Source organism: Haloterrigena alkaliphila, from assembly GCF_017352155.2.
In the GTDB taxonomy this organism is placed as follows: Archaea; Halobacteriota; Halobacteria; order Halobacteriales; family Natrialbaceae; genus Haloterrigena; species Haloterrigena alkaliphila.
Genome location: NZ_CP071462.1, coordinates 1,541,821 through 1,568,665, shown reverse-complemented (window position 1 = coordinate 1,568,665; position 26,845 = coordinate 1,541,821). Strand labels below are relative to the sequence as shown.

General features: G+C 66.8%; 27 protein-coding genes. 15 read left to right on the top strand and 12 right to left on the bottom strand.

The genetic code is table 11. From position 1 onward, the window contains the following. Positions 1 to 21 precede the first annotated feature (21 nt). The 4 genes from arsN2 (at position 22) to sufU (ending at position 2,177) form a co-directional block, all read left to right on the top strand. A complete protein-coding gene (gene arsN2, locus J0X25_RS26415; protein ID WP_207290520.1) occupies positions 22 to 477 on the top strand; it encodes an arsenic resistance N-acetyltransferase ArsN2 in 456 nt (151 codons plus the stop codon). A gap of 77 nt (positions 478 to 554) precedes the next feature. Further along, a complete protein-coding gene (locus J0X25_RS26410; RefSeq protein WP_207290519.1) occupies positions 555 to 1,193 on the top strand; it encodes an HD domain-containing protein in 639 nt (212 codons plus the stop codon). A gap of 124 nt (positions 1,194 to 1,317) precedes the next feature. Next, complete coding sequence (locus J0X25_RS26405; RefSeq protein WP_207290518.1) at positions 1,318 to 1,566, top strand: DUF8015 family protein; 249 nt, start codon at positions 1,318 to 1,320, stop codon at positions 1,564 to 1,566. Positions 1,567 to 1,757: 191 nt separating this feature from the next. Then, positions 1,758 to 2,177: a Fe-S cluster assembly sulfur transfer protein SufU gene (gene sufU / locus J0X25_RS26400; protein WP_207290517.1), complete on the top strand. Its 420-nt coding sequence runs from the start codon at positions 1,758 to 1,760 to the stop codon at positions 2,175 to 2,177. Positions 2,178 to 2,409: 232 nt separating this feature from the next. On the opposite strand, the gene radA is transcribed toward sufU, so the two are convergent. The 6 genes from radA to htpX all read right to left on the bottom strand — a co-directional run bounded on the left by radA (position 2,410) and on the right by htpX (position 9,223). After that, entirely contained in the window at positions 2,410 to 3,441 is a 1,032-nt protein-coding gene (gene radA, locus J0X25_RS26395) for a DNA repair and recombination protein RadA (RefSeq protein ID WP_207290516.1), read from the bottom strand. Positions 3,442 to 3,676: 235 nt separating this feature from the next. After that, a complete protein-coding gene (locus J0X25_RS26390) occupies positions 3,677 to 4,861 on the bottom strand; it encodes an outer membrane protein assembly factor BamB family protein (protein ID WP_207290515.1) in 1,185 nt (394 codons plus the stop codon). Between the two features lie 69 nt (positions 4,862 to 4,930). Further along, a complete protein-coding gene (locus J0X25_RS26385; protein WP_207290514.1) occupies positions 4,931 to 6,610 on the bottom strand; it encodes a receiver/sensor box histidine kinase in 1,680 nt (559 codons plus the stop codon). A 371-nt stretch (positions 6,611 to 6,981) separates the two neighbouring features. Continuing rightward, positions 6,982 to 7,635: a PspA-associated protein PspAB gene (pspAB, locus tag J0X25_RS26380; protein WP_207290513.1), complete on the bottom strand. Its 654-nt coding sequence runs from the start codon at positions 7,633 to 7,635 to the stop codon at positions 6,982 to 6,984. Positions 7,636 to 7,704: 69 nt separating this feature from the next. Beyond that, complete coding sequence (locus tag J0X25_RS26375) at positions 7,705 to 8,262, bottom strand: metal-dependent hydrolase (RefSeq protein WP_207290512.1); 558 nt, start codon at positions 8,260 to 8,262, stop codon at positions 7,705 to 7,707. Between the two features lie 73 nt (positions 8,263 to 8,335). Next, positions 8,336 to 9,223: a zinc metalloprotease HtpX gene (htpX, locus tag J0X25_RS26370; protein ID WP_207290511.1), complete on the bottom strand. Its 888-nt coding sequence runs from the start codon at positions 9,221 to 9,223 to the stop codon at positions 8,336 to 8,338. Between the two features lie 337 nt (positions 9,224 to 9,560). Between htpX and J0X25_RS26365 the strand changes: the two genes are divergently transcribed. Continuing rightward, on the top strand, positions 9,561 to 10,700 hold the full coding sequence (locus J0X25_RS26365) for a 60S ribosomal export protein NMD3 (protein WP_207290510.1): 1,140 nt from the start codon (positions 9,561 to 9,563) through the stop codon (positions 10,698 to 10,700). Beyond that, positions 10,693 to 11,943: a class I SAM-dependent methyltransferase gene (locus tag J0X25_RS26360; RefSeq protein WP_207290509.1), complete on the top strand. Its 1,251-nt coding sequence runs from the start codon at positions 10,693 to 10,695 to the stop codon at positions 11,941 to 11,943. The genes J0X25_RS26365 and J0X25_RS26360 overlap by 8 nt, the downstream gene beginning before the upstream one ends. 270 nt (positions 11,944 to 12,213) lie before the next feature. Here the strand turns inward: J0X25_RS26360 and J0X25_RS26355 are convergent, their stop codons facing one another. After that, positions 12,214 to 14,073, bottom strand: coding sequence for a helicase C-terminal domain-containing protein (locus tag J0X25_RS26355; protein WP_207290871.1), 1,860 nt, complete (start codon positions 14,071 to 14,073; stop codon positions 12,214 to 12,216). Between the two features lie 522 nt (positions 14,074 to 14,595). Further along, on the bottom strand, positions 14,596 to 14,835 hold the full coding sequence (locus tag J0X25_RS26350; RefSeq protein WP_207290508.1) for a DUF7561 family protein: 240 nt from the start codon (positions 14,833 to 14,835) through the stop codon (positions 14,596 to 14,598). Between the two features lie 80 nt (positions 14,836 to 14,915). On the opposite strand from J0X25_RS26350, the gene J0X25_RS26345 reads away from it, so the two are divergent. After that, on the top strand, positions 14,916 to 15,887 hold the full coding sequence (locus tag J0X25_RS26345) for a YkgJ family cysteine cluster protein (protein WP_207290507.1): 972 nt from the start codon (positions 14,916 to 14,918) through the stop codon (positions 15,885 to 15,887). A gap of 67 nt (positions 15,888 to 15,954) precedes the next feature. On the opposite strand, the gene J0X25_RS26340 is transcribed toward J0X25_RS26345, so the two are convergent. Beyond that, positions 15,955 to 16,128: a DUF5786 family protein gene (locus J0X25_RS26340; RefSeq protein ID WP_225896746.1), complete on the bottom strand. Its 174-nt coding sequence runs from the start codon at positions 16,126 to 16,128 to the stop codon at positions 15,955 to 15,957. A 111-nt stretch (positions 16,129 to 16,239) separates the two neighbouring features. Here J0X25_RS26340 and J0X25_RS26335 point away from each other — a divergent pair, with 111 nt between their 5' ends. Then, complete coding sequence (locus J0X25_RS26335) at positions 16,240 to 17,247, top strand: DUF5784 family protein (protein ID WP_207290506.1); 1,008 nt, start codon at positions 16,240 to 16,242, stop codon at positions 17,245 to 17,247. A gap of 126 nt (positions 17,248 to 17,373) precedes the next feature. Next, positions 17,374 to 18,438, top strand: coding sequence for a zinc-dependent alcohol dehydrogenase family protein (locus tag J0X25_RS26330; RefSeq protein ID WP_207290505.1), 1,065 nt, complete (start codon positions 17,374 to 17,376; stop codon positions 18,436 to 18,438). 362 nt (positions 18,439 to 18,800) lie between these two features. Here J0X25_RS26330 and J0X25_RS26325 read toward each other — a convergent pair whose 3' ends face one another. Next, positions 18,801 to 19,088: a DUF5789 family protein gene (locus J0X25_RS26325; protein WP_207290504.1), complete on the bottom strand. Its 288-nt coding sequence runs from the start codon at positions 19,086 to 19,088 to the stop codon at positions 18,801 to 18,803. 186 nt (positions 19,089 to 19,274) lie between these two features. Here J0X25_RS26325 and J0X25_RS26320 point away from each other — a divergent pair, with 186 nt between their 5' ends. Beyond that, entirely contained in the window at positions 19,275 to 20,060 is a 786-nt protein-coding gene (locus J0X25_RS26320; RefSeq protein ID WP_207290503.1) for a PHP domain-containing protein, read from the top strand. Positions 20,061 to 20,115: 55 nt separating this feature from the next. Then, positions 20,116 to 20,280, top strand: coding sequence for a DUF6757 family protein (locus tag J0X25_RS26315; RefSeq protein WP_006066091.1), 165 nt, complete (start codon positions 20,116 to 20,118; stop codon positions 20,278 to 20,280). A gap of 40 nt (positions 20,281 to 20,320) precedes the next feature. Here J0X25_RS26315 and J0X25_RS26310 read toward each other — a convergent pair whose 3' ends face one another. Next, positions 20,321 to 20,644, bottom strand: a complete 324-nt coding sequence (locus J0X25_RS26310) for a 4Fe-4S dicluster domain-containing protein (protein WP_207290502.1) — start codon at positions 20,642 to 20,644, stop codon at positions 20,321 to 20,323. Between the two features lie 82 nt (positions 20,645 to 20,726). After that, complete coding sequence (locus tag J0X25_RS26305) at positions 20,727 to 21,527, bottom strand: TrmB family transcriptional regulator (protein WP_207290501.1); 801 nt, start codon at positions 21,525 to 21,527, stop codon at positions 20,727 to 20,729. Positions 21,528 to 21,729: 202 nt separating this feature from the next. Here J0X25_RS26305 and J0X25_RS26300 point away from each other — a divergent pair, with 202 nt between their 5' ends. The 4 genes from J0X25_RS26300 (at position 21,730) to J0X25_RS26285 (ending at position 26,707) form a co-directional block, all read left to right on the top strand. After that, positions 21,730 to 22,803, top strand: a complete 1,074-nt coding sequence (locus tag J0X25_RS26300) for an asparaginase (protein ID WP_207290500.1) — start codon at positions 21,730 to 21,732, stop codon at positions 22,801 to 22,803. An 82-nt stretch (positions 22,804 to 22,885) separates the two neighbouring features. Continuing rightward, on the top strand, positions 22,886 to 23,446 hold the full coding sequence (locus J0X25_RS26295; RefSeq protein WP_207290499.1) for a PH domain-containing protein: 561 nt from the start codon (positions 22,886 to 22,888) through the stop codon (positions 23,444 to 23,446). 63 nt (positions 23,447 to 23,509) lie between these two features. Beyond that, entirely contained in the window at positions 23,510 to 24,535 is a 1,026-nt protein-coding gene (hemB, locus tag J0X25_RS26290) for a porphobilinogen synthase (protein WP_207290498.1), read from the top strand. A 501-nt stretch (positions 24,536 to 25,036) separates the two neighbouring features. Then, positions 25,037 to 26,707, top strand: a complete 1,671-nt coding sequence (locus tag J0X25_RS26285; RefSeq protein ID WP_207290497.1) for an ammonium transporter — start codon at positions 25,037 to 25,039, stop codon at positions 26,705 to 26,707. Positions 26,708 to 26,845 lie beyond the last annotated feature (138 nt).

Here is a 26,845-nt window from a genome sequence, read left to right as displayed (position 1 = left end):
GATCAGTGCGTTGATAGCAGTATGGACGACGCGACAGTCACGCTCCGACGGGCCGACGAGAGCGCACTCGAGGACGTCGAAACGCTGCTCGCCGAGAACGACCTCCCCTCGGCGGACGTCCGAACGTCGTCCGCGCGGTTCTACGTCGGCTTCGACGGCGACGAACGGGTCGGTATCGGCGGCCTCGAGCGCTACGGCACCGACGGACTCCTCCGCTCGGTCGTGGTCGAGCGATCGGTGCGCGGGAACGGGTACGGAACGGCGCTCTGTGATGCGCTCGAGCGGCGGGCTCGAGCCGACGGTCTCGAGACGCTGTACCTGCTCACGACGACCGCCGCCGGCTTTTTCGCGGGTCGAGGGTGCGAGGAACTCGAGCGAAGCGACGCACCGGCCGCGATTCGCGAGACGACCCAGTTCGATGAGCTCTGTCCCGCGTCGGCCACGTGTATGCGGACGTCGCTGCGAAACCAGTCCTGATGCGGCAGGAACGCCGGAGATCGGGTCGCTGGTCGCGAACGGAGCGTTTATTCGACCCGTACCGAAACACGACGGCCATGCTCGAGGCAGTCCGAACCCGCGCCCGAACCTACTTCGAGGCGGCCCCGCCGGCCCACGACTGGCACCACGTCCAGCGCGTCGAGACGCTCGCGGAGACGCTGCTCGACCGGCACCCGGAGACTGACGAAATCGACGACCAGGTCGTCACCCTCGCCGTTCTCCTGCACGATATCGGCCGCGAGAAGGAGGATCGCGGCGAGATCGACGATCATTCGGCCTGGGGCGCCGAGGAGGCGGGTCGGATCCTCGAGGACCTCGGCGCCGACCCGGCGACGATCGAGGCGGTCCGCCACTGCGTGCGCGCCCACCGGTACTCGAACGCCGTCGAACCCGAGAGCCTCGAAGCGAAACTCGTCAGCGACGCGGACAACCTCGACGCGCTCGGCGCCGTCGGGATCGCGCGCACCTTCGCCCACGGCGCCGCGTTAGGCGAGGCGATTCACGATCCCGCGGTCCCACCGGCTGACGACGAGACGTCGGCCGGCGCCACGCAGTACAATCACCTCCACAAGAAGATCCTCGACCTCCCCGAGCGCATGTACACCGACGTCGGCCGAGAGCTCGCCGCCGACCGGGCGGCGTTCGTCCGCGAGTACGTCGCCCAGTTCGACGCGGAACTGGCCGGCGAGCGCTGACGGCTGCGGGCGACCGCCGCTCGAGTCGCACGTCGGGGGAGCCGCAGTACGGGAACAACAACAACAAACTCGCGTAGGATTTTTCCGAATCCCGATCCTACGACGGCCTGCCGAGGTGAGAACGATGCAAGAGAACGGTATCAGTCGTCCCCGACGCGACCCCTTCGAAACCCTGGTCGACGTTCTCGCCGCGGTCGATCGGGACGACCTCCTGCTCGGGATCGTCCCGATCGCGTTCGCGGTTGCGCTGGTCGCGGCGAGCACCCTGAGCGTATCGCTGCCCGGAGCGATGGGCATCGCGGCGACGATCGGCGTGCTCGTCGTTATCGATGCCTGCTACCGCAACCCGCCGATCGACCAGGGGTCCACGTAGCGGTATCGACCAGCAACCGTTTTTCGCCGCCGGTCCCAACCGACCAGCGACGCCGCCGTCCCGACGCCCAGTCAGTCGGCCGTCCGCACCCGGATTTGCCCGTCAACGAGCCGTTCACGTGACCGTTCGCGGGACCGATCGATTCCGCCCCGGAACCCTTTTACAACTCTCGGGCCTATTCGAAGACAACAATGGGACTGGGCTCGGATATGTACCGACAGCAGATCCTCGACCACTACAAGAACCCCCGGAACTACGGGGAACTCGAGGATCCGACCTTCACCCACGTCGGCGAGAACCCGATGTGCGGCGACGAGATTCGCATGGACGTCAAGCTCGACGACGAGGAGGAGACGATCGAACGCGTCGCGTTCTCCGGCGACGGGTGTGCGATCAGCCAGGCCTCCGCCAGCATGCTCTCGAAGGAGCTTACGGGCAAGAGCCTCGAGGAACTCCACGAGATGGACCGCGACGACGTGACCGACATGCTCGGCGTCGACATCTCGCCGATGCGGGTCAAGTGCGCCGTCCTCGCCGAAAAGGTCGCTCAGGACGGCGCGGAGATCTATCAGGGCGAACTCGACGTGGACAAGACGACGACCGAGGACTGAGGCGCCTCGCTTCCGACCCGTCGACGATCGGTGAGCTGCCGGCCTCGACAGTTCCCTCCTGATTTTGGATCGTACAGCCGGGTTGCGAGTACTGATAGCTACGTATCGGTATCTAGCGTAGCGCTTTCGATGAGTATCCACTCGTGATCGACGTCGCAATCGATGTCGACGGCGTGGTCACCGTCTCGCTCGAGGCAGTCGAAGAATAGAATCGAAGCGCGTCGAACCGTCGTTATTCCGGCTTCAGCCCGCCGTCCTGGACGCGCATGACGGCCTCGCCGTCGGCGAGGTTCGGCGCGTCGACGAGTCGGACGATCCGCTTGTCGCCCTTGGACTTGCGGAGGTAGATGCGGAACGTCGACTTGTGACCGAGGATGTTGCCACCGATCGGCTGGGTCGGGTCGCCGAAGAACGAGTCGGGGTTCGAGGCGACCTGATTCGTGACGATGACGGCGCAGTTGTAGAGGTTGCCGACCTTGTCGATGTCGTGGAGGTGTTTGTTGAGTTTCTGCTGTCGGTCCGCGAGTTCGCCGCGGCCGACGTACTCGGCGCGGAAGTGGGCGGTCAGCGAGTCGACGCAGAGCAGGCGGACGGGGTACTCCGAGTCCTCGTGCTCGCTAGCCAGTTCCTTGGCCTTCTCGGCCAGCAGCATCTGGTGGTTGGAGTTGAACGCCTTCGCGACGTGGATCTTTTCGAGGACGTCCTCGACGAGTTCGTCGACCGCGGCCTCGTCGTCGGCCGAGCCCTCGATTTCGCGGTCCTCGAGCGTCGCGTTGATGGCCTCGTCGGGCAGGCCGCGAACCATGTCGTCGATCCGCTCGGGACGGAACGTGTCCTCGCTGTCCACGAAGATCGCACAGCCGTGGAGGCCGCCGACCTCCTTGGGAAGCTGGACGTTGACGGCCATCTGGTGGGTGACCTGGGACTTGCCGGCGCCGAACTCGCCGTACACTTCGGTGATCGACTGGGTCTCGATCCCGCCGCCGAGCAGGTCGTCGACCTCGTCGATGTGCCAGCTCAGCTTGCCGATTTCGTTTCGTCGCTCGAGGACGGTCGACCCGGTCTCGAAGCCGCCGATGTCGGCCGCGTCTCGGGCGGCGCGGACGATGTCCGACGCGGTGGACTCGCCGACGTCCGCGGTGTTCGACAGTTCCGAGGGGGAAGCCACGGCGAGACTCTGGTAGGAGTCGAAGCCAGCATCGTGGAGTTTGTCTGCGGTTGCCGGTCCGACGCCGGGGAGCGTCTCGAGGTCTGCTTCAGGCATATCCACTCCTTGTGCCGGACCCCTCATAAACCCTCGTTAACAGGGGAGTGAAAGTGAAACTGTGGGCCGGCAGCGGGCTCTTCGAGAGAAGAGCAGCAAGTTTAGAAGGAATGACGTCGGCTCGCTGGCGAGAGAGTGGTCGTGGACGAGAGAGTAGTCGTGGAGGAACGAGCGGGTGACGAGACCCGGCCGCGAGCGAACGAGCGGGTGACGAAACCGAATCGAGCCGTGAGCGTTAGCGACTCGATTCGCCGGATCCCCACTCGAGACAGTGGAGGTGCCCGTCCTCGGAGCCGACGAACAACCGTCCGTCACCGAGCGCGGGCGTCCCCGAGACCGCGCTCTCGAGGCGGTAGTGCCACTCGAGGTCGCAGTCGTCGCCGACGTCGACGCCGTAGAGCGACCCGGCCGCGTCGCCGACGCAGCAGATATCGCCGGCGACGACGGGACTCGAGCGAACCGGGCCGTCGAGTGCCACACCCTGCTTCGAGAAGAGCCAGCCCCGGAGTTTTCGCCGGCCGAAGGTCGTGTCGGTGACGTGGAGGTAGCCGTCCCCGGCGCCGACGAACGTCGTATCGATCTCGGGGAGGACGGTCGGGGACGACGTGAACCCGTCCTCGGTTCCGTAGGAGAACCACGACTGGCCGTCGTCGGCGTGCAACGCGACGAGCGTGCCGCCGTCGTCCGCGACGTACACCCGCTCGCCGACGACCGTCGGTCCGTCGACGACCGCGCCGCCAGTCGGTGCGTCCCACAGTTCCTCGCCGGTCTCGGCCTCGAGCGCGAGCACCGTCCCGTCGGCGGTGCCGGCGTAGACCCGGTCCTGATCGCTCGCCCGCTCGTCCATCTCGGCGTCGTCGAGCGACAGCAGGTCGATCTCCGTCTCGTCGCGTTCCTGCCCCCAGCCCCGCCGGTCCCGATCCGCGTCGCGGTCGACCGCCGGCGCGCCGGCGACGGGGGCGTCCGTTTCGTGCGCCCAGACGCGGGCGCCCGTTTCCGCCTCGAGCGCAGACAGACCGGCCGCGTGGCCGGCGTAAAGCAGCCCGTCCGACAGCGCGAGCGGCGACTCGAGCGCGCCCTCGAGTTCGGTCTCCCAGCGCTCCTCGCCGGTCCCGGGATCGAGCGCGCGGACGGTCCCCTCGCCGGTGCCGAAATACAACAGGTCGCGCGTGACGACCGGCGCCGCGTCGGTCGAAGCCGTCGTCTCGACGGACCAACGCTTCCGTCCGGTCTCGCGCTCGAGCGCGTAACAGTTCCCGGCGCTCGTCCCGACGAAGACGGTGTCGCGGTCGAGAACCGGCGTTCCGGCCGGGCCGGCGAGATCGGCCGTCCATGCCTTCGTGACGCGATCCGGCCCCTCGAGGTCGCGTCGGAGTCCCGAGTGGTGCGGATCGCCCTTGAACTGATTCCAGTCGGTCACTGGCTGGTGATAGCGAACGGACCGGTATGAAGATACGTCCTCGAGACCGGCCGGAAGACCGCCGACCCGTCAGCGCGCGCTCTGCTCCGACTCGACCGGCTCGACGCCGGAGAACTCGAAGCGGGCGCCGTCCGCGGCGCTCTCGTCGACCGAGACGTCCCAGCCGTGGGCCTCCGCGATGCTGCGAACGATGTTGAGTCCGAACCCGGTCCCCTCGGCGTTCGTCGTGTACCCCATCTCGAACACCGCCTCCCGACGGTCGGCCGGGATCCCGGGGCCGTCGTCTTCGACGACGAACCCTGCGTTCGTCCGACGGACGGTGACGGTTACGCCCGGATCGCCGCTGTCCTCGTCGGCTGCGGGCCGGTCGTTCGCGGAGCCGTGTTCCACACTGTCGTCGGCCTGCGGCCGACTGCCCGTGGAACCGTGTTCCACGCAGTTCCGAAACAGGTTCTCGAGCAACTGACGCAGTCGGTCCCGGTCGCACGAGATCACGCCCGGGTCGCCCTCGATCCGGAGCGTCGCCGCTGAGGACCCGGCCGTCGACCACGCCGATTCGACGAGGGGGCGAAACGGGACGCGATCGAACTCGTCGACCAGTTCGCCCTGTCGCGCGAGCGTCAGCAGATCCCCGATGAGAGCGTCCATGCGGGCCAACGCGTCCGACACCTCGGAGAGATACTCGTCGTCCCGCTCCTCGCGGGCGAGCTCGAGGTTGCCCGACGCGACGTTGAGCGGGTTCCGGAGGTCGTGCGAGACGACGCCGGCGAACGCGTCCAGCCGTTCGTTCTGCCGGGCCAGTTCGCGCTCGCGTTCCGCGAGGCGTTCGCGGGTCTCGATCGTGGCGATGGCGTGACCGATCGTCTCGCCGAGTTCCGTGAGGACCGTTCGTTCGTGGTCGTCGAACACGTTCTGGCGGTCCGCGTAGATGCTGAAAAACCCGTAGACGGTATCGCCGTGACCGACAGGAACGACCGCGAGCGACTGGACGCCGTGCCACTCCAGCAGGTCCCACCACGGCTCCATCGTCGGATCCTCGAACACGTTCGGAACGCACTGCATCTCGCGGCGCTTGATGGCGCGGCCGCCGGGACCGTTGCCGGTCGGGCTGTCGTCGACGGTGATCTCGATCGACTCGAAGTACTCGTCGTCGAACCCGGACCACGCCGCAGGGCGGACGCGGGCGTTCGCCTCGTCGTATCGGCCGATCCACACCGCCTCGTAGGGGTCGGATTCGCTCAACCGCTCGCAGACGGCCCGCTCGAGGGCCGATCGCTCCGTCTTGTTCACCAGCTCTCGAGTCGCGATGCGGAGCGTGTCGTTGATGCGATTCAACTGCTCGATCGAGCGCTGTCGGTCCGTTCCCCGGGCGTCGTACACGCCCACCAGCAGGCCGACGAGCGCACCGAACGTGGAGACGTTGAGCATCGCCGTCAGCGGGTCCAGCAGCGAGAACCCGCTGACGACGGTCGCGGCGAACAGCCACGCAGCCAGCGCCGTGAGCGCCAGCACGCCCGCACAGGTCCACGCCAGCAGCCGTCCCGCGAACCGCCCGGGAAGCAGGCGCTCTCGTGCGAGCAACGCGCCGGCGCCGATCAGCCCGAGCGATAGCACGAGGGGCGGCACCGTGACGAGCAACGGTACCGACGTCGTCCGCAGGCCGACGGCGGTGGCCAGGTGAAACAACGAGAGGAAGAGGCCTGCTGCGACGAGTATCCCGCCCGCGAGCCGGTTCGAAACGCCACTCATTGTATCGTTCACTCGGTACTGCGGAGCCGGGACTATAGCTACATCGGCCACGAGAGGTCCGCCGGCCAGCCGTCAGTCAGGTGAACGAGGACCGTCCGACGAACGAGACCCCGAGACGCGAGTGGGCGGAGACGATGCTGCTCGAGTCCGGGACTCGTCAGGAGTTGAAAAGCGGCAGGAAAAGGGGGCAACTGGTGTATGGCGCAGTTGGTGATGATGTGGCGTGGATGACTTCCTGCCGTACTTTCATCCATGGCCTCCGCTGGCATAGCAGTGATGCCAACACGATTTGGTATCGGCCGAGAACGAGGGCGCCGCCGGTTCGAGACGAGGGCTGGACCGTCGCCGTCGTCCCGCTCCTCCGTTCGATCTCACTCCCAGGGATGCGTTCCGCCCGAACTCGGCCACAGCGGGTACCAGTACTCCTTCTCTCGCTCGATCTCGAGTTCGCCGTCCAGGGCCGCCTCGAGTTTGAACTCGGCGCTCGAGTCGCGCTCGCGGCCGGAGCGGGGGGCGAAGGGGTAGAATCGGCCGCGACGGAACGAGTAGATCCAGTAGGCGGGACCGTCCACTCCGGCGGTTTCACCGCCTCCGTCCCGATGCCGCGAAGCGGCATCGCCATCCTCGTAGGCGAAGACGGCCGCCAGCAGCCGCGAGCCGTAGCCGTGCTCGATGAAGGTGTCGGCGGCGAAGTGCATGCTCGTGATCAGGTCCTCGGGGTCGTCGTCCTCGAGGACGACCCAGTGGTAGCCGTGGTCGTCGCTGGTGACCGAGAACGCCGTGCCGGTCTCCTCCTGGCCGGCCTCGAGGATCGCCTCGACCTCGTCGACCGCGTCCCGAAAGCTGCTCGAGTCGACCCCGGAGAAACAGAGCGCGCCGACGTCGAGCGACTCGTAGCCCAGATCGGCCTCCATCGTCATGTAGGCGGTGCTCATCCCGAAGAGGTCGTCGGGGTCGGCGTCGCGTCTGGCGTCGGTCTCGGCGCGCAGGCCGAAGACGGCCCGGAGTCCGTCGAACAGTCCCATGCTCGTCTAAAGCGCATAATTCCTTAGAAGGATTGCGTTTGGCCGCGACGACGGGACTCTGTCGCGGCGTCAGTTGATCCCCCAGCGCGTCTCGTACGGATACCGCTCGGCGCGGTACAGGCCGACGTGGAGGACGACTGCGGTGATAATCAGGCTGAGATTCACCGGGGTCGAGTCGTACGCGATGACGTTCACGATCACGTCGCCGCGGTACAGCGGCCAGAGCGGGGCGATCGCCGTGTCCGGTTCGGCCGAGAGCAGGTCGGCGAGAACGTGACTGACGCCGCCGGCCCAGAACGCGCCCGTCGTGAACACGAACGTCGTCGACGGCGTGATCGAGTCGCTGTGGATCAGCCGGGTCGCATTGAGGAACGGCGTCAGCACGCGCGCGGCGATGGCGCCGAAAACGGCGCCGACGAGCAGCATAAACGGAATCGTGTGGGTGATTCCGTGGTGCTGGAGCAACGGATGCGAGAAGTAGTCCTTGAGGACCATATCGACGTCGGGGAGAAGGGCCGTCACCTGGGTCAACGCGGTGAACGTGACAGCCGGGCGGCGACCCCACAGGAACCACGCGGGCACCGCGAACAACAGCGCCGTCGCGGCGTGACCGATCAGTTCGACCATGTCCGTGGCGTCCGCCCGACACCTCTTAAGTAATCACTCGAAAGCACGACTACTCTCCCGGATGCAATGCAGTTCACAGCGCCTGCATCTCGCGCTCGAGGGTGCGGAGCTGTTCGATGCGCTTCTCCGTCGGCGGGTGGGTGCTGAACAGTCGGCCGACGATGCCGGACTTGATGGGAATGATGAAGAACGCGTTCATCTCGGCCTCCTCGCGCAGGTCGTCCTTGGGGACCTTGTCCATCTCGCCGGAGATCTTCAGGAGCGCCGAGGCGAGCGCCGACGGGTTCCCGGTGATGGCGGCCGCGCCCCGGTCGGCGGAGTACTCGCGGTACCGCGAGAGCGCGCGGATCAGCAGGTAGCTGATGATCCAGACGACCAGCGAGATGACGATGGCGACGACGATGCCGCCGCCCCCGCCGCCGCGACCGCGGTTGTGACCGCCGCCGAAGAACGCGCCCCAGCGGACGATCATGAACGCCATCGTCGAGAGGAACGAGGCGATGGTCATCACCATCATGTCCCGGTTCTTGACGTGGGCGAGCTCGTGGGCGAGGACGCCGTCGAGTTCCTCCTGATCGAGCGTGCGCATGATCCCCGTCGTCACGCAGACGGCGGCGTTCTTCTGGTTGCGCCCCGTCGCGAAGGCGTTGGGCACGTCGGAGTCGATGACCGCCACTTTCGGCTTCGGGAGGTCGGCCTGCTGGGAGAGCCGTTCGATCGACCCGTGCAGTTGCGGGTACTCGTCGGCCGAGACCGTCTTGGCGCCCATGCTCCGGAGGGTGAGCGTGTCGCTGAAGTAGTACTGGACCAGCGACATCCCGCCGAACATGAGCGCGAAGACGAAGATGCCGCCGCCGATATACGCGGTGATTACGCCGGCGAAGACGATGTACAGCGCGAACAGCAGGAACATCGTCACGAACATCCGGAACCGTAATCCCCAGTCCGCCTGCCAGTTCATGGGTGGAATGAGGGGTTCCGGACGAATAAGTATCACCAACACAACCGGCGAACAACTGATAATTTATCGGACAATACTCGTCGACGTTCGGTGAACCCCTTCGTTTCGCATGGAGACTCCGGGACGCGGTCACGTCTGACACGCTCGAATCGGCCGTCGTCTGACGCGCGTCTGACGGTTCGTGGGCCGCTCGAGGGCGGAAATCGACTCGCGGCGGGCGACGGTCGCGGGGGAAGCCTTCGGTTCGCGTAGGCCGTCACGAAAGTATCGAGGGGCGACGGATCGAAGCGGCGCGGAGAACACGGCGTTTAACTCCGTCAGGGCCCAAGCGGGGGCAATGAGTGAGTCTCGTGCGTTCTGTCCTCGCTGTGGGGATCCGGTACCCGAGCGGTCGGCCGACGACGCCGACGGCGAGACCCCGGCGGATCCGCTGCGACCCGGTGCGGAGGTCGAACTCTGCGATTCGTGTTACTTCGAGGGGTTCGACTTCGTCGACGCGCCGGATCGGATCGACGTTCGCGTCTGCGCCCGGTGCGGCGCGGTCTACCGGGGCAACCGCTGGGTCGACGTCGGCGCGCAGGATTACACCGACATCGCGATCGAGGAGGTCAGCGAGGCGCTGGGCGTCCACGTCGACGTCGAGGACGTCGCCTGGCAGGTCGAACCCGAACAGATCGACGAGAACACGATCCGGATGCACTGTTACTTCACGGGCGTCGTGCGCGGGACGCCCGTCGAGGAGCAGGTGATGGTCCCCGTCAAGATCGCCCGCCAGACCTGCAAGCGCTGCGGCCGGATCGCCGGCGACTACTACGCCAGCATCGTCCAGATCCGCGCCGAGGATCGGACGCCGACGAGCGACGAGATGGACCGCGCGAAGGAAATCGCGAATACGGTCGTCGCCGACATGGAGGCGACGGGCGACCGCAACGCCTTCGTCACCGAGGTCGGCGAGGTCGACGAGGGGCTGAACATCAAGGTCTCGACCAACAAGATCGGCAAGAAGATCGCGAACAAGATGATCGAGGGGTACGGCGGCACCGTCAACGACGCCGAGACGCTCGTGACGGAGGACGAGGACGGCAACGAAGTGTATCGGGTCACCTTCGCCGTCCGCCTGCCGCCCTACACCCCCGGCGACGTCATCGACCTCGCCGACGACGAGGGCGGGCCCGTCATCGTCCGCAGCGCCCGCGGCAACCTCAAGGGCGTCCGCGCGACGACCGGCGAGCGCTACGAGGCCGGCTACGAGGAGGGGAACTCGCCCGACGCGCGGAAACTCGGCGACCTCGAGGACGCCGTCGAGACGACCGTCGTCACGGTCGAGGACGAGAACGCCGTGCAAGTGCTCGATCCCGAGACCTATCAAGCCAAAACGGTCTCCCGGCCGGACTACTTCGATGTCGACGCCGAGACGGTGTCCGTACTGAAGAGCCGTGCCGGCCTACACATTCTCCCCGAGACCGACGATGAGTGAGGACGACGCGCCGAGCGAGGGCGACGGGCCAGCGCGAGCGGAACCGACGGCCGACGACGTCCTCGAGCGAGCCGAGGCCGACGCCCCGCTGGCCGCCGTCGTCGAGCAATCGCGTGCCGAGACGGCCATCGAGTCCCTGCGCGCCGAGGGGGTCTACGACGACTCGAGGCGCGTGCGCGAGGCGCGAGGGCGACGCGGAGCAACGCCCTCGGACGATACGAACGGGGAGAGACGACCCGTGAGCGACGCGACCGGGGAGCGCGGCGAGCGAGAGGACGAGGGCGACAGGGTCGCGCTGCCCGTCACGGAGCCTCCCAGCGAGACGCGCGTCCTCGAGGTCGTCCGCCAGCTCGAGCCCGACCGCCGGAATCCGGACCTCGAGGACCTGCTGGCCGAGCGGGGCTGGAGCGAGGCGGACCTCGAGTCGGTGCCGGGCTCGTGGGCCGTGATCGGCTCGGTGATCCTCGTGACGGTCCCCGAGGGCTGTCCCGACGAGCGGGCGCTGGGCGAAGCTCTGCTCGAGCGACACGGCGAGGCCGACAGCGTGCTGGCCGACAAGGGGATCGCCAACGATGGCGCGGCCGGAACCTACCGCGAGCCTCGCACCCGGCTGATCGCGGGCGAGCGCGACACGGAGACGATCCACACCGAACACGGGACCCGGTACGGGCTCGACCCCGCGAAGGTGATGTTCTCGCCGGGGAATCAAGCGGAACGCGTCCGCATGGGCGAGTTGACTGACGCCGACGAGCGGGTCTTCGACATGTTCGCCGGCATCGGTTACTTCACCCTCCCGATGGCCCGCTCCGGCGCGCGGGTGACCGCGACGGAGCTCAACCCGACCGCGTTCCGCTACCTGCTCGAGAACGCCGTGCTCAACGACGTCGGGGACCGGGTCGACGCCTACATGACCGACTGCCGGGACCTCGCGGGCGAGATCGACGCCGACCGCGTCGTGATGGGGTACTACGGGAGCGACGACGGCTTAGACGAGGACGGACACGGCTCACGGACGGACGAGGCCCACGAGTTCCTCCCGGCCGCCCTCGAGGCGCTCGTCCCCGGCGGCGTCCTCCACTACCACGAGGCCACCCCGGAAGCGCGGCTCTGGGAGCGGCCCCTCGAGCGCCTCGAGACCGCGAGTGAGACGGCCGGCCGAGCGCTCGAGATTGTCGAGAAACGTCGCGTCAAGAGCCACAGCGCGGGCGTCGCGCACGTCGTCGTCGACGCGCGGTTCGAGTGAGCCGACCCGCGGCGACGCGAAACGACGAACGGCCGCGGCCGGGACGGGCGTGACTTTCATGCCGGAGTAGTGAGTGGCGTCTCGTATGGATCGAAACCAGATTATCGCCATCACCTTCGCCGTCCTCATGGTTACCTCGATGGTGGCGTGGGGCGTCCTCGCCGCACTCTAGGCGCGTCGTGTCCCCCAGCAGTTTGCACGCACTCGGCGATTCGTCTCGCCGTCGCCGTCTCGAGCGGCGGAACCACCGCGTCGTCGATCGACTTCGGCTTATCCATCGGTGTCCCAGACGTCGGCCAGCGGACTCGAGGACGACGACCGACCCGATCGTCTCGACCGAGAGCGCGATCGTGACCGTCCGGTTCGCGACTCGCTTCCGTTCCCCCCGGATCCGCCGGACCCGCCGTTCCCTCCCGACGACGCGGTGCCGTCGCCGAGGGCCGCCTGCGGCCGAAACTCGGGCAATTCGGGCCGTTCCATCCGATCGACTTGCGCCGCGAACCAGTCGGGCATATCCGCGCGAGCGCGCTCGAAGCAGTCCAGCAGGCTCGAGTCCGCGAGGTACGTCGCGCCGTAGTCGTCGGGCGCCCGCACGACGCGGCCGCAGGCCTGGATGACCGTCCGCAGCGTGGTGCGGTAGTACCACGCCCACTGCCCCTCCTCGAGTCGGTGGGCGACGCGAGAGTCGCCCGTGTTGAGGAAGGGGGCCTTGCAGAGTACCTGCCACCGACAGAGGTCGCCCTTCAAGTCGAGCGCCTCCTCCATCTTCACCGAGAGGAAGACGTCGGGGTCGTCGCCGGCCTTCCAGCCGTCCAGCGCGGCGTCGCGGCCGTCGCGGTCGTGGGTTCGAATCCGGTCGCCGACGCCGAAGTCCTCGAGTAGGTCGGCGAGTCGTTCCTGAATGTCGTAGGAGTGGGCGTGGACCAGCCCCTTCTCGTCGGGGTGGCGCTGCATCAGCCGAACGATCGTGCGAGCGATCTTCGGCGTCGTTTCGTCGCGGTGCTCGTAGGTCATCTTCCCCTGCGTCACGTCGTACAGCGGTCGGTTCTCGACCGGGAAGGTGTGTTCGACGTCGACCAGCGCGACGTTCTCGGGGGTCAGACCCACCTGTCGGCAGAAGGCGTCCTTGTTCAGAATCGTGGCCGACAGCAGCGCGAACTTGTTCCCCCGGTCCCAGACGGTGTGCTGGAGGTACTTCTCCGGGTTCATCGGCTTGATCGTGAGGGGGCCGCCGGCCGGTTCGTCGTCGGCGGCGTCGCTCCCGCTCGAGTCGCCGCCCCGACCCGCAGAGCCCGACGGTTCGGACTGGTCGACCAGCCACGTCGTCGGGCTCTGCGGGTCACGGTAGTCCGAGACGAACCAGTCGAGTTCCCCGATGAGTTCCTGCAGGCGGTCGCGTTCGCGCACTTCGGCGGGCGACAGGGAGTCCTGGGCGAGGAGGTCGTCCTTCCGCCGGCCGCAGGTCTGCTGGAGGCTCTCGGCGTAGCGGACCGCGCGGTCGACGGAGTCGATCTCCGGCACGCGGAGGTCGTCCCAGAACGGGACGGTCCGCGGTCCCAACTGAATGGTCGCGTACATCTCGGCCCACTCCGCGAGGCCGTGGGCCTCGTCGACGACGACGACGTCGCGCTTGCGGAAGACCTCGCTGCCCGCGGTCTGCATGAAATAGGCGAGCGTCATCGCCGCGATCGACCGGTTCGAGGCGATCGCGCGGTCGGAGAAATACGGACAGCGGTGCTTGACGGAGCAGTCGTACCCCCGCTCGCGGACGCAGGGAGCCTGATTGACCGGCGTGTCGCGCTCGTCGGGGAGGATACAGGAGTAGTTGGACTTCCCGCGGATGACGTTCAGATCTGCCAGCAGGTCGTCGGCCGCGACGTCGTCCAGCTGCGAGACCTGCGGGGTCGTGTAGTAGGCACCCGTCGCGTCGCTGGGGTCGGCATCATCCACCGGCCGAGCACAGCCTGCGACGGCCCGGGCCAGCAGGGACTTGCCGCTCCCCGTCGGCGCGCGGACTAACACGACGTCGTTGCCGGCCGCGAAGGCGTCGCGAATGTCGCGGAGGGCCTGCTCCTGCGCCCCGCGGTAACTCGGCGCGGGAAACTCCTCGAAGATCCGCTCGGGGTTCACCGTTCGACTCACGGAGCGGCGGCGTCCTAAAGGCTGCGAACCGTCGCCCGTCGTGGGGTCCTCGAGCGACGCGACGCAATAGCCGAAACGACGGAAACGGCCGCCGCCGGGCCACGAACGGACGGCCTACCGACCACGCGTCCGCGTCGACGGGCTGTAAGTGACCGATACCGGCGGATAGTCGCCCGATTACAAATATCAACTCCCAATACGAATGGAGTACGGAAGGGGCGTCGGCGACGGACGCCGCGGCGGCATCTCGTGGCGACCCACCCCTTCCGCGTGCGGCTGTCGGCACCACGGATCGCGGTTGCGCTCGTGGCTCACGCGCCAGTCCGCGATCGAATCGCGAGCGACGCGCGGTCGATGGGCACTCATACGGTCTGCTGTAACGATTTGCCGGAGCAACCACAGGACGGTTCGTGGTTGCTCCGGAAATGACTTACAGCGGTCCGTATCACACGTCGCGCTCACGACAACGGTCCACTCGTTATCCGCTCGCGTCGGCCCAATTTTTTGCCGTCACGACGCGCCGAGTTGCGAACGCTCCTCGTCGACTCGCTCGAGTCGGTCGACGTCCGCGGCGGACGGATCGTCGGGTAACGCCTCGATACAGGGGTAACAGAGCAGGTATTCGGAGCCGTCGGCGAGTTCCAGCGTCATCGCGGTGCCGTCGCTACCGGCCCCGAACGTCCAGATATTGGCGATCCCGCCGGTAACGGAGACCGTCCGACCGCAGCCGTCGCAAGAAGTCTTTGCCATGTGTCCCACCGCGCTCCGCGCGCTGAAAGTCGTTCCCCCGTGCCCGATCGATTATATTCGCGCCAGTGCTATCGATACGCATGGAGGTGCACTGCGAGGGCTGTGCGGGCTGTTGTCTGGACTGGCGACCGCTGCTCGAGGACGCTCCCCGTACGAACGACGCGACCCGCGGCCGGCGGCGGACGCCGTTCGACACCGACGCTCGAGCGCCGCTGGACGACGACACCAGTTTCGTCCCCCTGACCCGCGAAGAGGTACGGAGCTTCCTCGAGGACGGGATGGCCGCTGCACTGACGCCGCGGTTCTGGCGCGCTCGCGACGCTGACGAGGGCGTCGAGATCGACGGCCGCAGCGTCGCCGCCGTCGCGGGGCGTCCCGTCTTCTTCGTCGGCCTCCGGAAGCCCCCGAAGCCGGTCGCGCCCTTCGGCCGCGAGGAGACGACGTGGCTCCCGGCGTGCGTCTTCCTCGATCCGACGACGCTGCAGTGTCGCATCCACGGCGACGAGCGGTTCCCGGACGAGTGCGGGGCCTACCCCGCCTACAACCTCGCGCTCGAGCAGGAAACCGAGTGCCAGCGCGTCGAGTCAGCTTTCGGGGGCGAGCGGCTCCTCGAGGCCGAGGTCGACGCCGATCTCGACGGCCTCCTGCTGGGCTCGCAGGCGCTGGGTGCGAAGCTCTTCGTTCATCCCGACCCCGAGCGCCTCGAGGGGATCGTCGACCGGTCGGCCGCCGGAGAGCTCACCGCGGCGGACCGCGCGGAGTGTCTCGGCGTCGCCGCGGGCTCCAGTCCCGGCACGCTCGCGATCTCCGAGTCCCACTACGAGTGGGGGAAAGCGCGGGCGCTCGAGACCGCAAGAGACGACGACCGCGACACGGGCGAGCGCGAGACGGGCGACCGTGGCCGCGACGAATCGTGGGTCGGTCCAGCGATACGAGAGTGGCAGCGCCGCTATCGGGACGCGAACGGAACGGTTCCACCGGCTGACGTCGCCGGGTACGTCGAGGTGGACCGCGGCGCACCCGAAACGCCGGGCTGGGACGCCCTCGAGTGAGTTCGGTCGCGTCGCTGGCGGTCCGACGTCGCGAAGCACCCGCAGAAGAACGGAGCGGTGATCGCCGCTAGTTCGACTTGATCTGCTCGAACTGATCTAGCAGTTCCTCGGCCGACTCCCCGGAGTCGTACTCGACTTCGCCGCGGTAGATCGTCCGCTCGTCGTCGAAGTCCGTATCGACAGTGGAGGCCTGCTGCTCGCGTCGCTCGTGTTCGTCTTCGTCATAGGCACCCATTGACATGGTAAGTATACACACGTATGTCGCTGTCTCACATTAATGTAACGGTCCCTCATACCACCCGGTGCTCGCGGAACGCGTAAGACGTATGCAGTCGGCCTCCGTAGTGAACCCGTGGCACGGCCGCTTCGCTTTCGACACTCGCCCATCGCCTGGAGCGAGGAGAAGGTTCGACACGAAATTCTCCAGCCGCTCCGGTCGAACATCGGGGCTCGCGCGGTCGCGCCGTGGTTCGATATCGGCGCGAACTGGGAGACGCACCGCTTCGAGATGCAAAACGGCGACGTCGCGCTTTTCGCGCGAAACGGCGAAAAGGCCTACTGGATGGGCAACACTGAGACGCCCTCCGCACTCTGGAAGACCGACAAGGTCGGCTGGCGGGACGTCCCCTATCACGTCGCGCGCTGGACCCAGCGCGAACTGCTCGCGACCCTCCACGAGGAGGATCCGTGGCTGGCCGACTACCCGCACCTCTCGTGGTTCTTCCTCCCCGTATTCATGTCCAAGGACGGCCGCGAGTCGACGCGGGCCTTCTTCCGCGAGCACGCCGCCGGCTTCCCCGACGCCGGCCGCCGGGAAGCGACCCGCTTCTTCGAGGACTTTCTCGGCACCGGCGTCTTGGACGAGTACCGACACGTCATGTCGGGGAAACTCGGCACCAGCGACCACGTCGACCGAGTCCGCATGAGCGCCGCGATGGCCGAGTTCATCGCGGCGAAGATCCTCACCGACGCCGGTTACGACGTCGAGCCCGAAATCGAGGTCACGACGGGCCACTCGCTGGACTTTCGCGCCGAGGACGAACGCACCAACGTCCTCGTCGAAGTTACCCGGCCCCAGCCCCCGAACAACCGCGTGGCGGCCGGCCCCGTCGCCGCCGTCCGCGACACCGTCGAGACCAAGACCAGCGGCCAACTCGCGGAACACGGCGGCGGCGCCGTCCTCTTCGTCGACTGCTCGAGTTTCCGCGACGAGGCCTGGAACGCCGTTCGGGCCGAACAACCGGACGTGCGCCACCGACCCGCCGTCGTCTACCGCGTCAGACCGAACGGCCACGTCGAGGGCTACACCAAGGGGTCGGTGCCGCTCGATCTGGCGGGTGCGATCGACCTGCTGAACTGACCGCCCGGCGCTCCGCCGGCTCCCGCGACCGTTCGCAGAGCCGTTCTCACCGCTCCTCGAGGAATAACTCTCAGGTTCGGTGACGTTTCGGACAGGTATTTGTGATATGATAGCGATACACACTCTATGCGTGCAGCAGTCCTCGAGGAGCACGGCGAACCGCTATCGATCGAAGACGTCGACGCGCCGGAGCCGGCGCCGGACGGAGCCGTCGTCGAACTGGAAGCCTGCGGCGTCTGCCGGAGCGACTGGCACGGCTGGCAGGGCGACTGGGGATGGCTCGGCCTCGAAACCCAACCCGGGCAGATCCTCGGCCACGAACCCGCCGGCCGCGTCGCGGCCGTCGGCGACGAGGTGGAAGGGGTCGCGGAGGGCGATCACGTCGCCGTTCCCTTCAACCTCGGCGACGGGTCCTGTCCGCGGTGTCAGCGGGGCCGCTCCAATATCTGCGAGAACGTGATGCCGCTGGGGTTCATCGAGCAGGCCCAGGGCGCGTTCGCCGAGCAGGTCCACGTCCCCGTCGCCGACCACAACCTCGTGACGCTCCCGGACGGCGTCTCGTCGGTCGACATGGCCGGACTGGGCTGTCGGTTCATGACCTCGTTCCACGCGCTGGCCCACCGCGCCGACGTCGACGCCGGCGACTGGGTGTCGGTCCACGGCTGCGGCGGGGTCGGCCTCTCGGCGGTCCACATCGCCGACGCGCTCGGCGCGAACGTCGTCGCGGTCGACCTCAAGGACGAAAAACTCGAGAAGGCCGAGTCCCTCGGCGCGGTCGAGACCGTCAACGCGGCGGACGTCGACGACGTCCCCGGCGAGGTGCAGGGAATCACCGACGGCGGCGCGAACGTCTCGATGGACGCGCTGGGCATCGCGACGACCAGTCAGAACTCCGTCTCGAGTCTCGACGCCCGCGGCCAGCACATCCAGGTCGGCCTCACGACTCAGGAGGAACAGGGGATCATCCCCCTCCCGTCCGACGCGATGGTCATGCAGGAGATCGAGTTCATCGGCTCGCTGGGGATGCCGCCGACCCGCTACGACGAGATCTTCCGGATGGTCGCGACGGGCAAACTCGAGCCCGAAAAAGTGGTCTCCGAGACGATCGGCCTCGAGGACGTCAGCGACAAACTCGAGGCCATGACCGACTTCGAGACGGTCGGGATCCCGGTCATCGACAACTTCAACTAAATTTTGCTCTGTCGTTCGAGAAAGCGAAGCTCTCTCGTGATGACGAAAGGCGCGAAGCGCCTTTCGAACCACGGGCGCGGCTTCGCCATACCCTCGGCAAAATTTAGTATAACAGCACTCCTCCCTCCGTTCGCTCGCGCTGCTCGCTCACATCAGTCGTTGGCCCGCTCGCTCCCGTTGGTCGCTCGCGGATGCTAACGGTGACTCCTCCGCTGCAAGCAGTAGTACCGAGCGCGAGCGTAGCGAGGGCTGAGCAAAGCGAAGCCCTCGAGAAGCGACGCGCTCGGCCTTTTTTCATCGAAGTTTTTTGGCCGGGTTCGAGCGAACGGAGTGAGCGAGGACCCGGCCAAAAAAGTTCGGTTCTAGAAGGAAACCGCGTCGGGCGAGTACGGGCTGCCCACCGGCGTCGGGTCGCGGTCGCTGTAGCCGACGCGGCCGACGGCCTTGTCGCTGACGGCGGAGTAGATAGCGAAGCGCGCGTCCTCTGGAGATTCGAAGGTTTCGGACTCGAGGCGGGCGAGTACATCGCCGACCGTCTCGGACCCGTTCGGGAGTTCGAGGGTTCGATCGCCGTGTTCGTCGATCAGTTCCTCGGTGGTGGCGGGATACTCGTAGTCGTCGATGACGTCGCCGGTGCCGTTGAGCAGCATTACGCCCTATCCTCCGTGAACGATAATTATAAACATTGTCCATCTATGTTTCCTAGTAGCACTGTAGACCTAGTAGTCCTAGGATGACCCTAGAGATTAGCTGAACCGACGGGGGCGGGACCCGAGAAACCGGGCGCAGGCGCGGAGAAACGACTTTACGAGCGGCGGCCTTCGACTCGAGTGTTCATGCCGTACGCCGACCTGCACGTCCACACCACGCGCTCGGACGGGAGTCTCGACCTCGAGGGAGTGCCGGACGCCGCCCGCCGCGGGGGAGTGGACGTCGTCGCGGTGACGGACCACGATCGCCTCCAGCCGTTCGACGAACCGATCGTCGAGCGCGACGGCGTGACGATCGTCAACGGGATCGAACTTCGGGTCGAAACCCCCCACGGCGAGCGGGTCGACCTGCTGGGCTACGGCGTCGAGCCCACCCCGGAACTCGAGGGGCTGGTCGAGCGCATCCAACGAGACCGCGTCGAGCGCGGGCAGGCCATCGTCGACTGCGTCGAGACGCGACTCGGAATCGACCTCGACGTGACCGTCGACGAGGGGTTCGGCCGGCCCCACGTCGCCCGGGCGGTCGATGCCCATCCCGGCGTGGATCTCGACTACGAGGCCGCGTTCGACGGGCTCATCGGCGGCGGCGACCCCTGTTTCGTGGCTCGAGAGGTCCCCTCGTTCGAGCGCGGTCTGGCGGCGCTGACCGGAGCCGGTGGCCTCGTCTCGCTGGCCCACCCTCTTCGGTATCGGGACGCCGAGGCCGCGCTCGCGCTGACGGCCGACGACGACCTCGAGGCCGTCGAACTTCACTACCCCTACGGGCGCGACGTCGACCGCGGCATCGTCGAGCGGGCGATCGAGCGCCACGATCTGCTGGTTACCGGCGGCACCGACGCTCACGAGCACGAACTCGGCGTCGCCGGACTGTCTCGAGACGAGTTCGACCGACTGGGGTTGGCAGTTTCGTGATACAATCCTGGCCGATAGCGGAGGGTTCAATGCATCGTGGGTCCAACGCAGGGATATGAACTGTCACTACTGTGACCGCGAAGCTGCTTTCGCCGCCGAGTCGGAGGGACTCAAGGTTGGTCTCTGCGAGGAGCACTTCCGGGAACGGTTACAGGAGCTCGCCGAAGCCGACGGGCTCGAGACGCTGAAGGAGAAAGTCGACGTCGACCGCGCCGAGTAACGTCGGCGGGTCGCGTCGCGCTCGGTTCGAGTCGACGGATTCAGGCCGTCCGTCCGGCGTCGACGTCGATCGCGTCGACCGGACAGACGTCGACACAGAGCATACAATCGATACACTGGGCCTCCTTCGCGGGGTCCGCTTTCTCCTCGCTTTCCGGATGTCCCGGCGTCTCGACCCACTCGAAGACGTCGACCGGGCAGTCCTCGAGACAGGCGCCGTCGGCGATACAGAGGTCGAAATCGACCGCGACGTGGGTTCCGTGGATGCCGAGTTCTTCCGGTTCGTCGACGGGTCCCCAGACGGCGTGGCCCTCGTGTTCGTCGACTTTGTCGCGGTTCTCGTGGAACTGTGGATCTATGGCCATTGCTAACAGGCCTAAACACGGACGAGCACTTAAAAGTATTTACTCGTTGACCCGCAGCGGACGAACGAGCGGACGAAATTCGTCACTCGGCGGCCGTTCGCTCCTCCTCGCGGAACTCGAGGCGGTCGTCCAGCAGTTCGCGAGCCCAGACGGCAAAGCCGTGGTCGTCACCGTAGGTCCAGACCGCGACCTGATTGGTCACGTCGGGGAGACCGCTCTCCTTGATACCCGCGGCGACGATCGATTCCTGATCGACCATGAGCAACTGCGCGGGCCACTCGGAAAAGACCTCGCTGGTCGACTGCAGAGCGGACGAGGCGGTGATTTCGGTCTGCGGGACCGACTCCGAGAACTCCTCGCGGTAGTCGTCCGTTGGGACCTCGATGGAGACGGCGACGCCGCGGTCGGCGGCCGACGTCAGCCCGTCGACGATCGGCCGCTCGGCTACATCGGTCGCCGGGACGAGGTAGTGGACCGTCTCTTCGGCGTCGTCCAGAAAGGTGACGACCCGGTCCGTAACGTGTTCGTGCTGGGTGATCGCCCACATCCCCTCGTCGTCCGCTTCCTCCGGCGACTCGAGGTTACCGAGGGCGTTCTCGGCGGCGTTGATCCGCGAGTCGTAGTCCTCGCGGATGCGCCGACACGCCGTCTCGACCGAGACGGCCATATACTCGCGGGGCTCGGACTGCTGGACGTTGACCAGCCCCTTCCGGTCCAAGCGCTCGATGGTGTCGTACACTCGCGATCGGGGAACGTCCGCGACCTGACTGATCTCCTTGGCCGTACCCGTCGAGATCCGGGTCAACGCGACGAAACACCGCGCCTCGTACTCCGTGAGCCCCAGTTCCTCGAGGGCCGTGACCGCTTCCTCGGCGTTGGACACAGCGGTGCCTCGAGGAGCATCGGCGAAAAGACGCGGCTTGCGTGCGCCACACCCTCACACAGCGGCTACTCGAACGGGCGAAGCGAGTTCCCACCGCAGGGACAGCCGTCGGTACTGCCGATCGGTCGAACCTCGAGCGATGGTCCGACTCGGATCCAGCCGAACCGAACAGACACGTATCCGGGCGCGTCTAGGGCCTCGTATGCAACCACACGTCCGCATCGTCAGCACCGGCGGGACGATCGCGAGTACCTCGAGCGGCGACGACGAGTCCGGATCGACGCCGTCGGTCTCCGGCGACGACCTCGTCGAGGCCGTCCCGGAACTCGCCGACCACGCCTCGATCGACGTCGACGACGTCTGTCAGGTATCGGGCTTCCAGATGGCGTTCGAGACCGCCGGAGGGATCGTCGACGCGATCGAACGCGGGGCGGCCGAGGGCGCGGCCGGCGTCGTCGTCACCCACGGCACCGACACGATGGCCGAGTCGGCCTACTACGCCGACCTCGCGCTCGAGACCGACGTCCCGGTCGTCTTCACCGGCGCCCAGCGGCCGTTCGACCAGTTGGGGACCGACGGTCCGACAAACCTCCTCCTCGCCGTCCGTGCCGCGGCTCACGACCGATTTCGCGCCGGCGGCGGGAGCTATCTCGCGTTCAACGACGCCGTCCACGCCGCCCGCTGGGTCGTCAAATCCCACACGAGCAAACTCGAGACCTTCGCGTCGCCGACCGCGGGACCGATCGCTGAACTGACGCCGAACGGCCTCCGGTTCCTCCGGGAACCGGGCCGCTACTCGCGGCCCATCCCCGGCGCCCGAATCGATCCTGACGTCCGCGTCGACATCGTCACGAACGCGATGGGCGTCGACGGCCGGCAGATCAGGTGCGCGCTCGAGTCGAACGATACGGGTTCGAATGGCGCGGATTCGGACGGCACGGATTCGGATGGAAGCGTCGACGCTATCGTCGTCGCGGGCACCGGCCTCGGAAACACGACCGGCGAACTCGGCGCGGCGCTCGAGGAGGCGATCGATCGCGGCGTCCCCGTCGTACTCACCTCCCGGTGTCACGCGGGGACGACGGCCGGGCGCTACGGCGGCCCCGGCGGCGGGCGGACGCTGCTCGAGGCGGGCGCGGTTTCCGGCGGCGACCTGCCGGCGTGGAAGGCGCGGCTCAGGACCGCGCTCGTGCTGTCGACGCTCGAAGGTGGCGAGGAGCAGGATGCGATCGATCGGGTCGCGGCTGCGTTCGACGGCGTCGACTCGGTCGCGTGAGGAGTTGTCCTGACGCTTGCGGCGGATTTCGGTTCGAAATGGCCAGCACGCTTATTTCGGATTGCTTTGATTTTCACCTGGGATGAGCGAGCAAACGAGCTACGACGAGGAGAGGGATGTGAAATCGAACAGTTCACCGCGTGACCAGCGGGGGCAATCGACGATCCAGCAGGGGACGACGTCCGTTCCGCTGCTCGACGGCGAGGAGATACTCATCGACGAACGGCCGGCGTGGTCCGCGTGGAGCGTCCACCTCATCGTCGCGGGACTGGTCTTTCTTGGATCGACCGTCTCCGATGCGTTGCTTTTCGGCGTACTCGGTGCCGGTCTCATCGTCGGTTACGTCTGGTACCAGCGGACCAAAGTCACGTACGTCGTCACGGATCGACGGGTCGTAATCGTGACGGGCCACTCGTCGAAGTCGACGAACGAGACGTGGATGGAGGACGTCCGCGGGATGCAGACCGGCGCCTCCGCACTCGAGCGGCTGCTCGGCCACGGTCACATCACGATTTCCCACGCGGTGATTCCGACCGGCATCGGCCGATTCACCGGACTCACCCTCGGCGGAGTGGCCAACTACGAGGAGATCGCGTCCGTCATTCGCCAGCGCCAGTCCGAGCGGAAGGGCGGCGCCGACTGACCGACGGCGCCGGCAACGGGCGATGAACGAGATTCTTTTGCGACTCGGGTCGAAAACACGGCTATGGACCTCACACATCGCCCTCGGCGGCTCCGGCGGGACCGGGTTCGCGGACTCGTCAGCGAGACGAGCCTCGAGCCCGCCGACCTCATCGCACCGGTGTTCGTCGACGCGACGGCTGACGAACGGATACCGATCGAGTCGATGCCCGGCCACGAGCGCGTTCCCGTAGACGAGTCGGTCGCCCGCGTCGAAGAAGTCCTCGAGACGGGCGTCGAAGCCGTCATGCTGTTCGGGATTCCGGAGTCGAAAGATCCCGACGGAACCCGCGCGTGGGCCGACGACGGCGTCGTTCAGGAGGCGCTGCGCCGGATCACGGACGAGACTGACGCCTACGTCATCACTGACGTCTGCCTCTGCGAGTACACCGACCACGGCCACTGCGGGCCCCTCGAGGAGGAACTCCGGAGCGAAGGCAGGGTCGCCGCGGACGCTCCGGCCTGCGAACCGACGCTGACCGTCGACAACGACGCGGCGCTCGAGGCCCTCGAGAAGATCGTCACCTCGCACGCCCGTGCGGGCGCTGACATGGTCGCCCCGAGCGGCATGATGGACGGCATGGTCGGCACGATCCGGAAAGCGCTCGACCGCGACGGATTCGAACACGTCCCGATCATGAGCTACGCGGCCAAGTACGAGAGCGCCTTCTACGGCCCGTTCCGGGACGCCGCCGACGGCGCGCCCTCGTTCGGCAACCGCCGACACTATCAGATGGACCCCGCGAACTCGCGGGAAGCCATGCGCGAGGTTCGACTCGACGCCGAGCAGGGCGCTGACGTCATGATGGTCAAGCCCGCCCTCCCCTACCTCGACATCGTCAGCGCGGTGCGCCGGGAGTTCGACCACCCCGTCGCCGCCTACAACGTCTCCGGCGAGTACGCCATGCTCCACGCCGCCGCCGAGAAGGGGTGGCTCGATCTGGAGGCGACGGCCCTCGAGTCGCTGCTCTCGATCAAACGCGCCGGTGCGGATCTGATTCTGACCTACTTCGCGGAGGACGTCGCGCGGCGACTGCCCGGCGGGCGGTAGACGGACCGCACAGTCCCCGTATACTCGGGGCTCGGCGGCGACCGAAACGAAGTGAGATCGCGTCGGACGACTGCCGAATCCGACCATTGACGACCAGTATTCGGACGAACGTCCAGTCACCACTCCCCGGGACGCACAGGTGGCAACATCTGCCGCGCGCGAGGGCTACCGGCCCGCTCGAGCCCCGAAATCGGACTCTCGAGACCGGTGTTCCGCTCAGTGCCGGTTTTATCTGGTTTACAAAGATCGAATATATAACCACGGCTCGTGAAATACACAAGATCGAATCGCCTTATATACATTAAATCACCTCTAGATTTGTTCGCTTGTGCCTATTACGACGCCCTTATTCGACAACCATAAACGCTAACCCTTATATGAAGATAGTCCATCCGAATCAGACGTGATTCAGAAGACAACCATGAGCTCGAACGGACAAGACATGGACAAACGTCTACAATGCATCGGTGACGAAACGATCGAACTCGAGGTGACCGCCTGATGGAGCCGACGCTCCTGCAGAGCGAAGTCGAGCTCGAGATGTTGATCGACTCGATCAACTACATGTGGATCCTGGTCGCCACGTTCCTGATCTTCTTCATGCACGCCGGCTTCGCCATGCTCGAGGCGGGGCAGGTACGCTCGAAGAACGTCGCCAACCAGTTGACGAAGAACCTGCTGACCTGGTCAGTGGGCGTGACGGTGTTCTTCCTGATCGGCGCCACCGTAGAGGGGCTCGTCGCCGGAGACGGCCTCGCGTTCCAGTTCCGGAGCGACGCGGTGAGCTGGATGGACTGGCTGTACGGTGCGGTCTTCGCCATGACTGCGGCGACCATCGTCTCCGGAGCCGTCGCCGGTCGCGCGAAACTCCGCGCGTACGTCACGTACACCTTCCTGCTGGCTGCGGTGATCTACCCCGTCGTCACCGGACTCACGTGGGCGGGCGGGCTACTCTCGTACAACGGCGTGGTGTTCGATGACTTCGCCGGCGGGATGATCGTCCACGGGATGGGCGGCATCGCCGGTCTCACCGCCGCGTGGATCCTCGGTCCGCGCATGGACCGGTACAACAGCGACGGGAGCGCGAACGTCATTCCCGGGCACTCGCTGACTTTCGCCGCGCTCGGCACGCTGATCCTCGCCTTCGGCTGGTACGGCTTTAACGTCGGTACTTCGGCGATCATCGGCGAGGGCGCGTTCCTCGGCGATCAGCTCGGTCGCGTCGCCCTGACGACGACCGTCTCGATGGCCTGCGGTGCGATGGGTGCCGGACTCGTCGCCTGGTTCAAGACCGGCAAAGTCGATACCCTGTACGTCGCCAACGGTCTGCTGGCCGGCCTGGCTGCCATCACCGCGATCCCGCACGCCTCGAGCTGGTTGGGTGCGTTCCTGGTCGGCGGCCTCGCCGGTGCCCAGCTCCCCATCGTCTTCGGCATCGTCGAGAACTACCTGAAGATCGACGACGTCTGTGCGGTCTTCCCGGTCCACGGTTCGGCCGGCGTCCTCGGGACGCTGCTGCTCCCGCTCGTGGCCACACCCGAATACATGAGCGGCATTAGCGGCAGTCGCGTAGACGTGTTCGTCGCACAGCTCATCGGCGTCGTCGTCATCGCCGGCTGGACGATCGTCATGACCGCGCTCATCTGGTACGTGTTCAAGGCCACCGGTCAGGCACGCGTCTCGCCCGAACACGAGCGTGACGGACTCGACGTCTCCGAACACGGCGTCGACACCTACCCCGAGTTCGGTCAGCCCGATATCGCGACCGACGGCGGTCGCACTACTGACGATAAGGTCATTCGCACGGACGGGGGCAAACCCAACGACGGCGAGCTCAAGATGATCACCGCGATCATCCGCCCCGACAAACTGGGCGACGTCAAGAAGGGCCTCGCCGAGATCGGCGCGCCGTCGCTGACGGTCACTAACGTCTCCGGCCGCGGCTCCCAGCCCGCGAAGAAGGGGCAGTGGCGCGGCGAGGAGTATACGGTCGACCTCCATCAGAAGGTCAAGATCGAGTGCGTCGTCGCCGACATTCCGGCTCAGGACGTCGTCGATGCCATCGCCGGCGCGGCCAACACCGGCGAACCCGGCGACGGCAAGATCTTCGTGATGCCCGTCGACGACGCCTACCAGGTCCGGACCGGCAAGACCGGACAGGACGCCGTCTGAGTTCGGGACTCGAGGTCGTCACACGCGCGTCACGCCGATAGCGCAGTTCTGCGAGGACGACATCGCGCGACCCACGGTGCCGGCCGTCGGCCGAATCGACGGGCGACCACCGCTCGAGGCGACCCGATCGCGCCGACC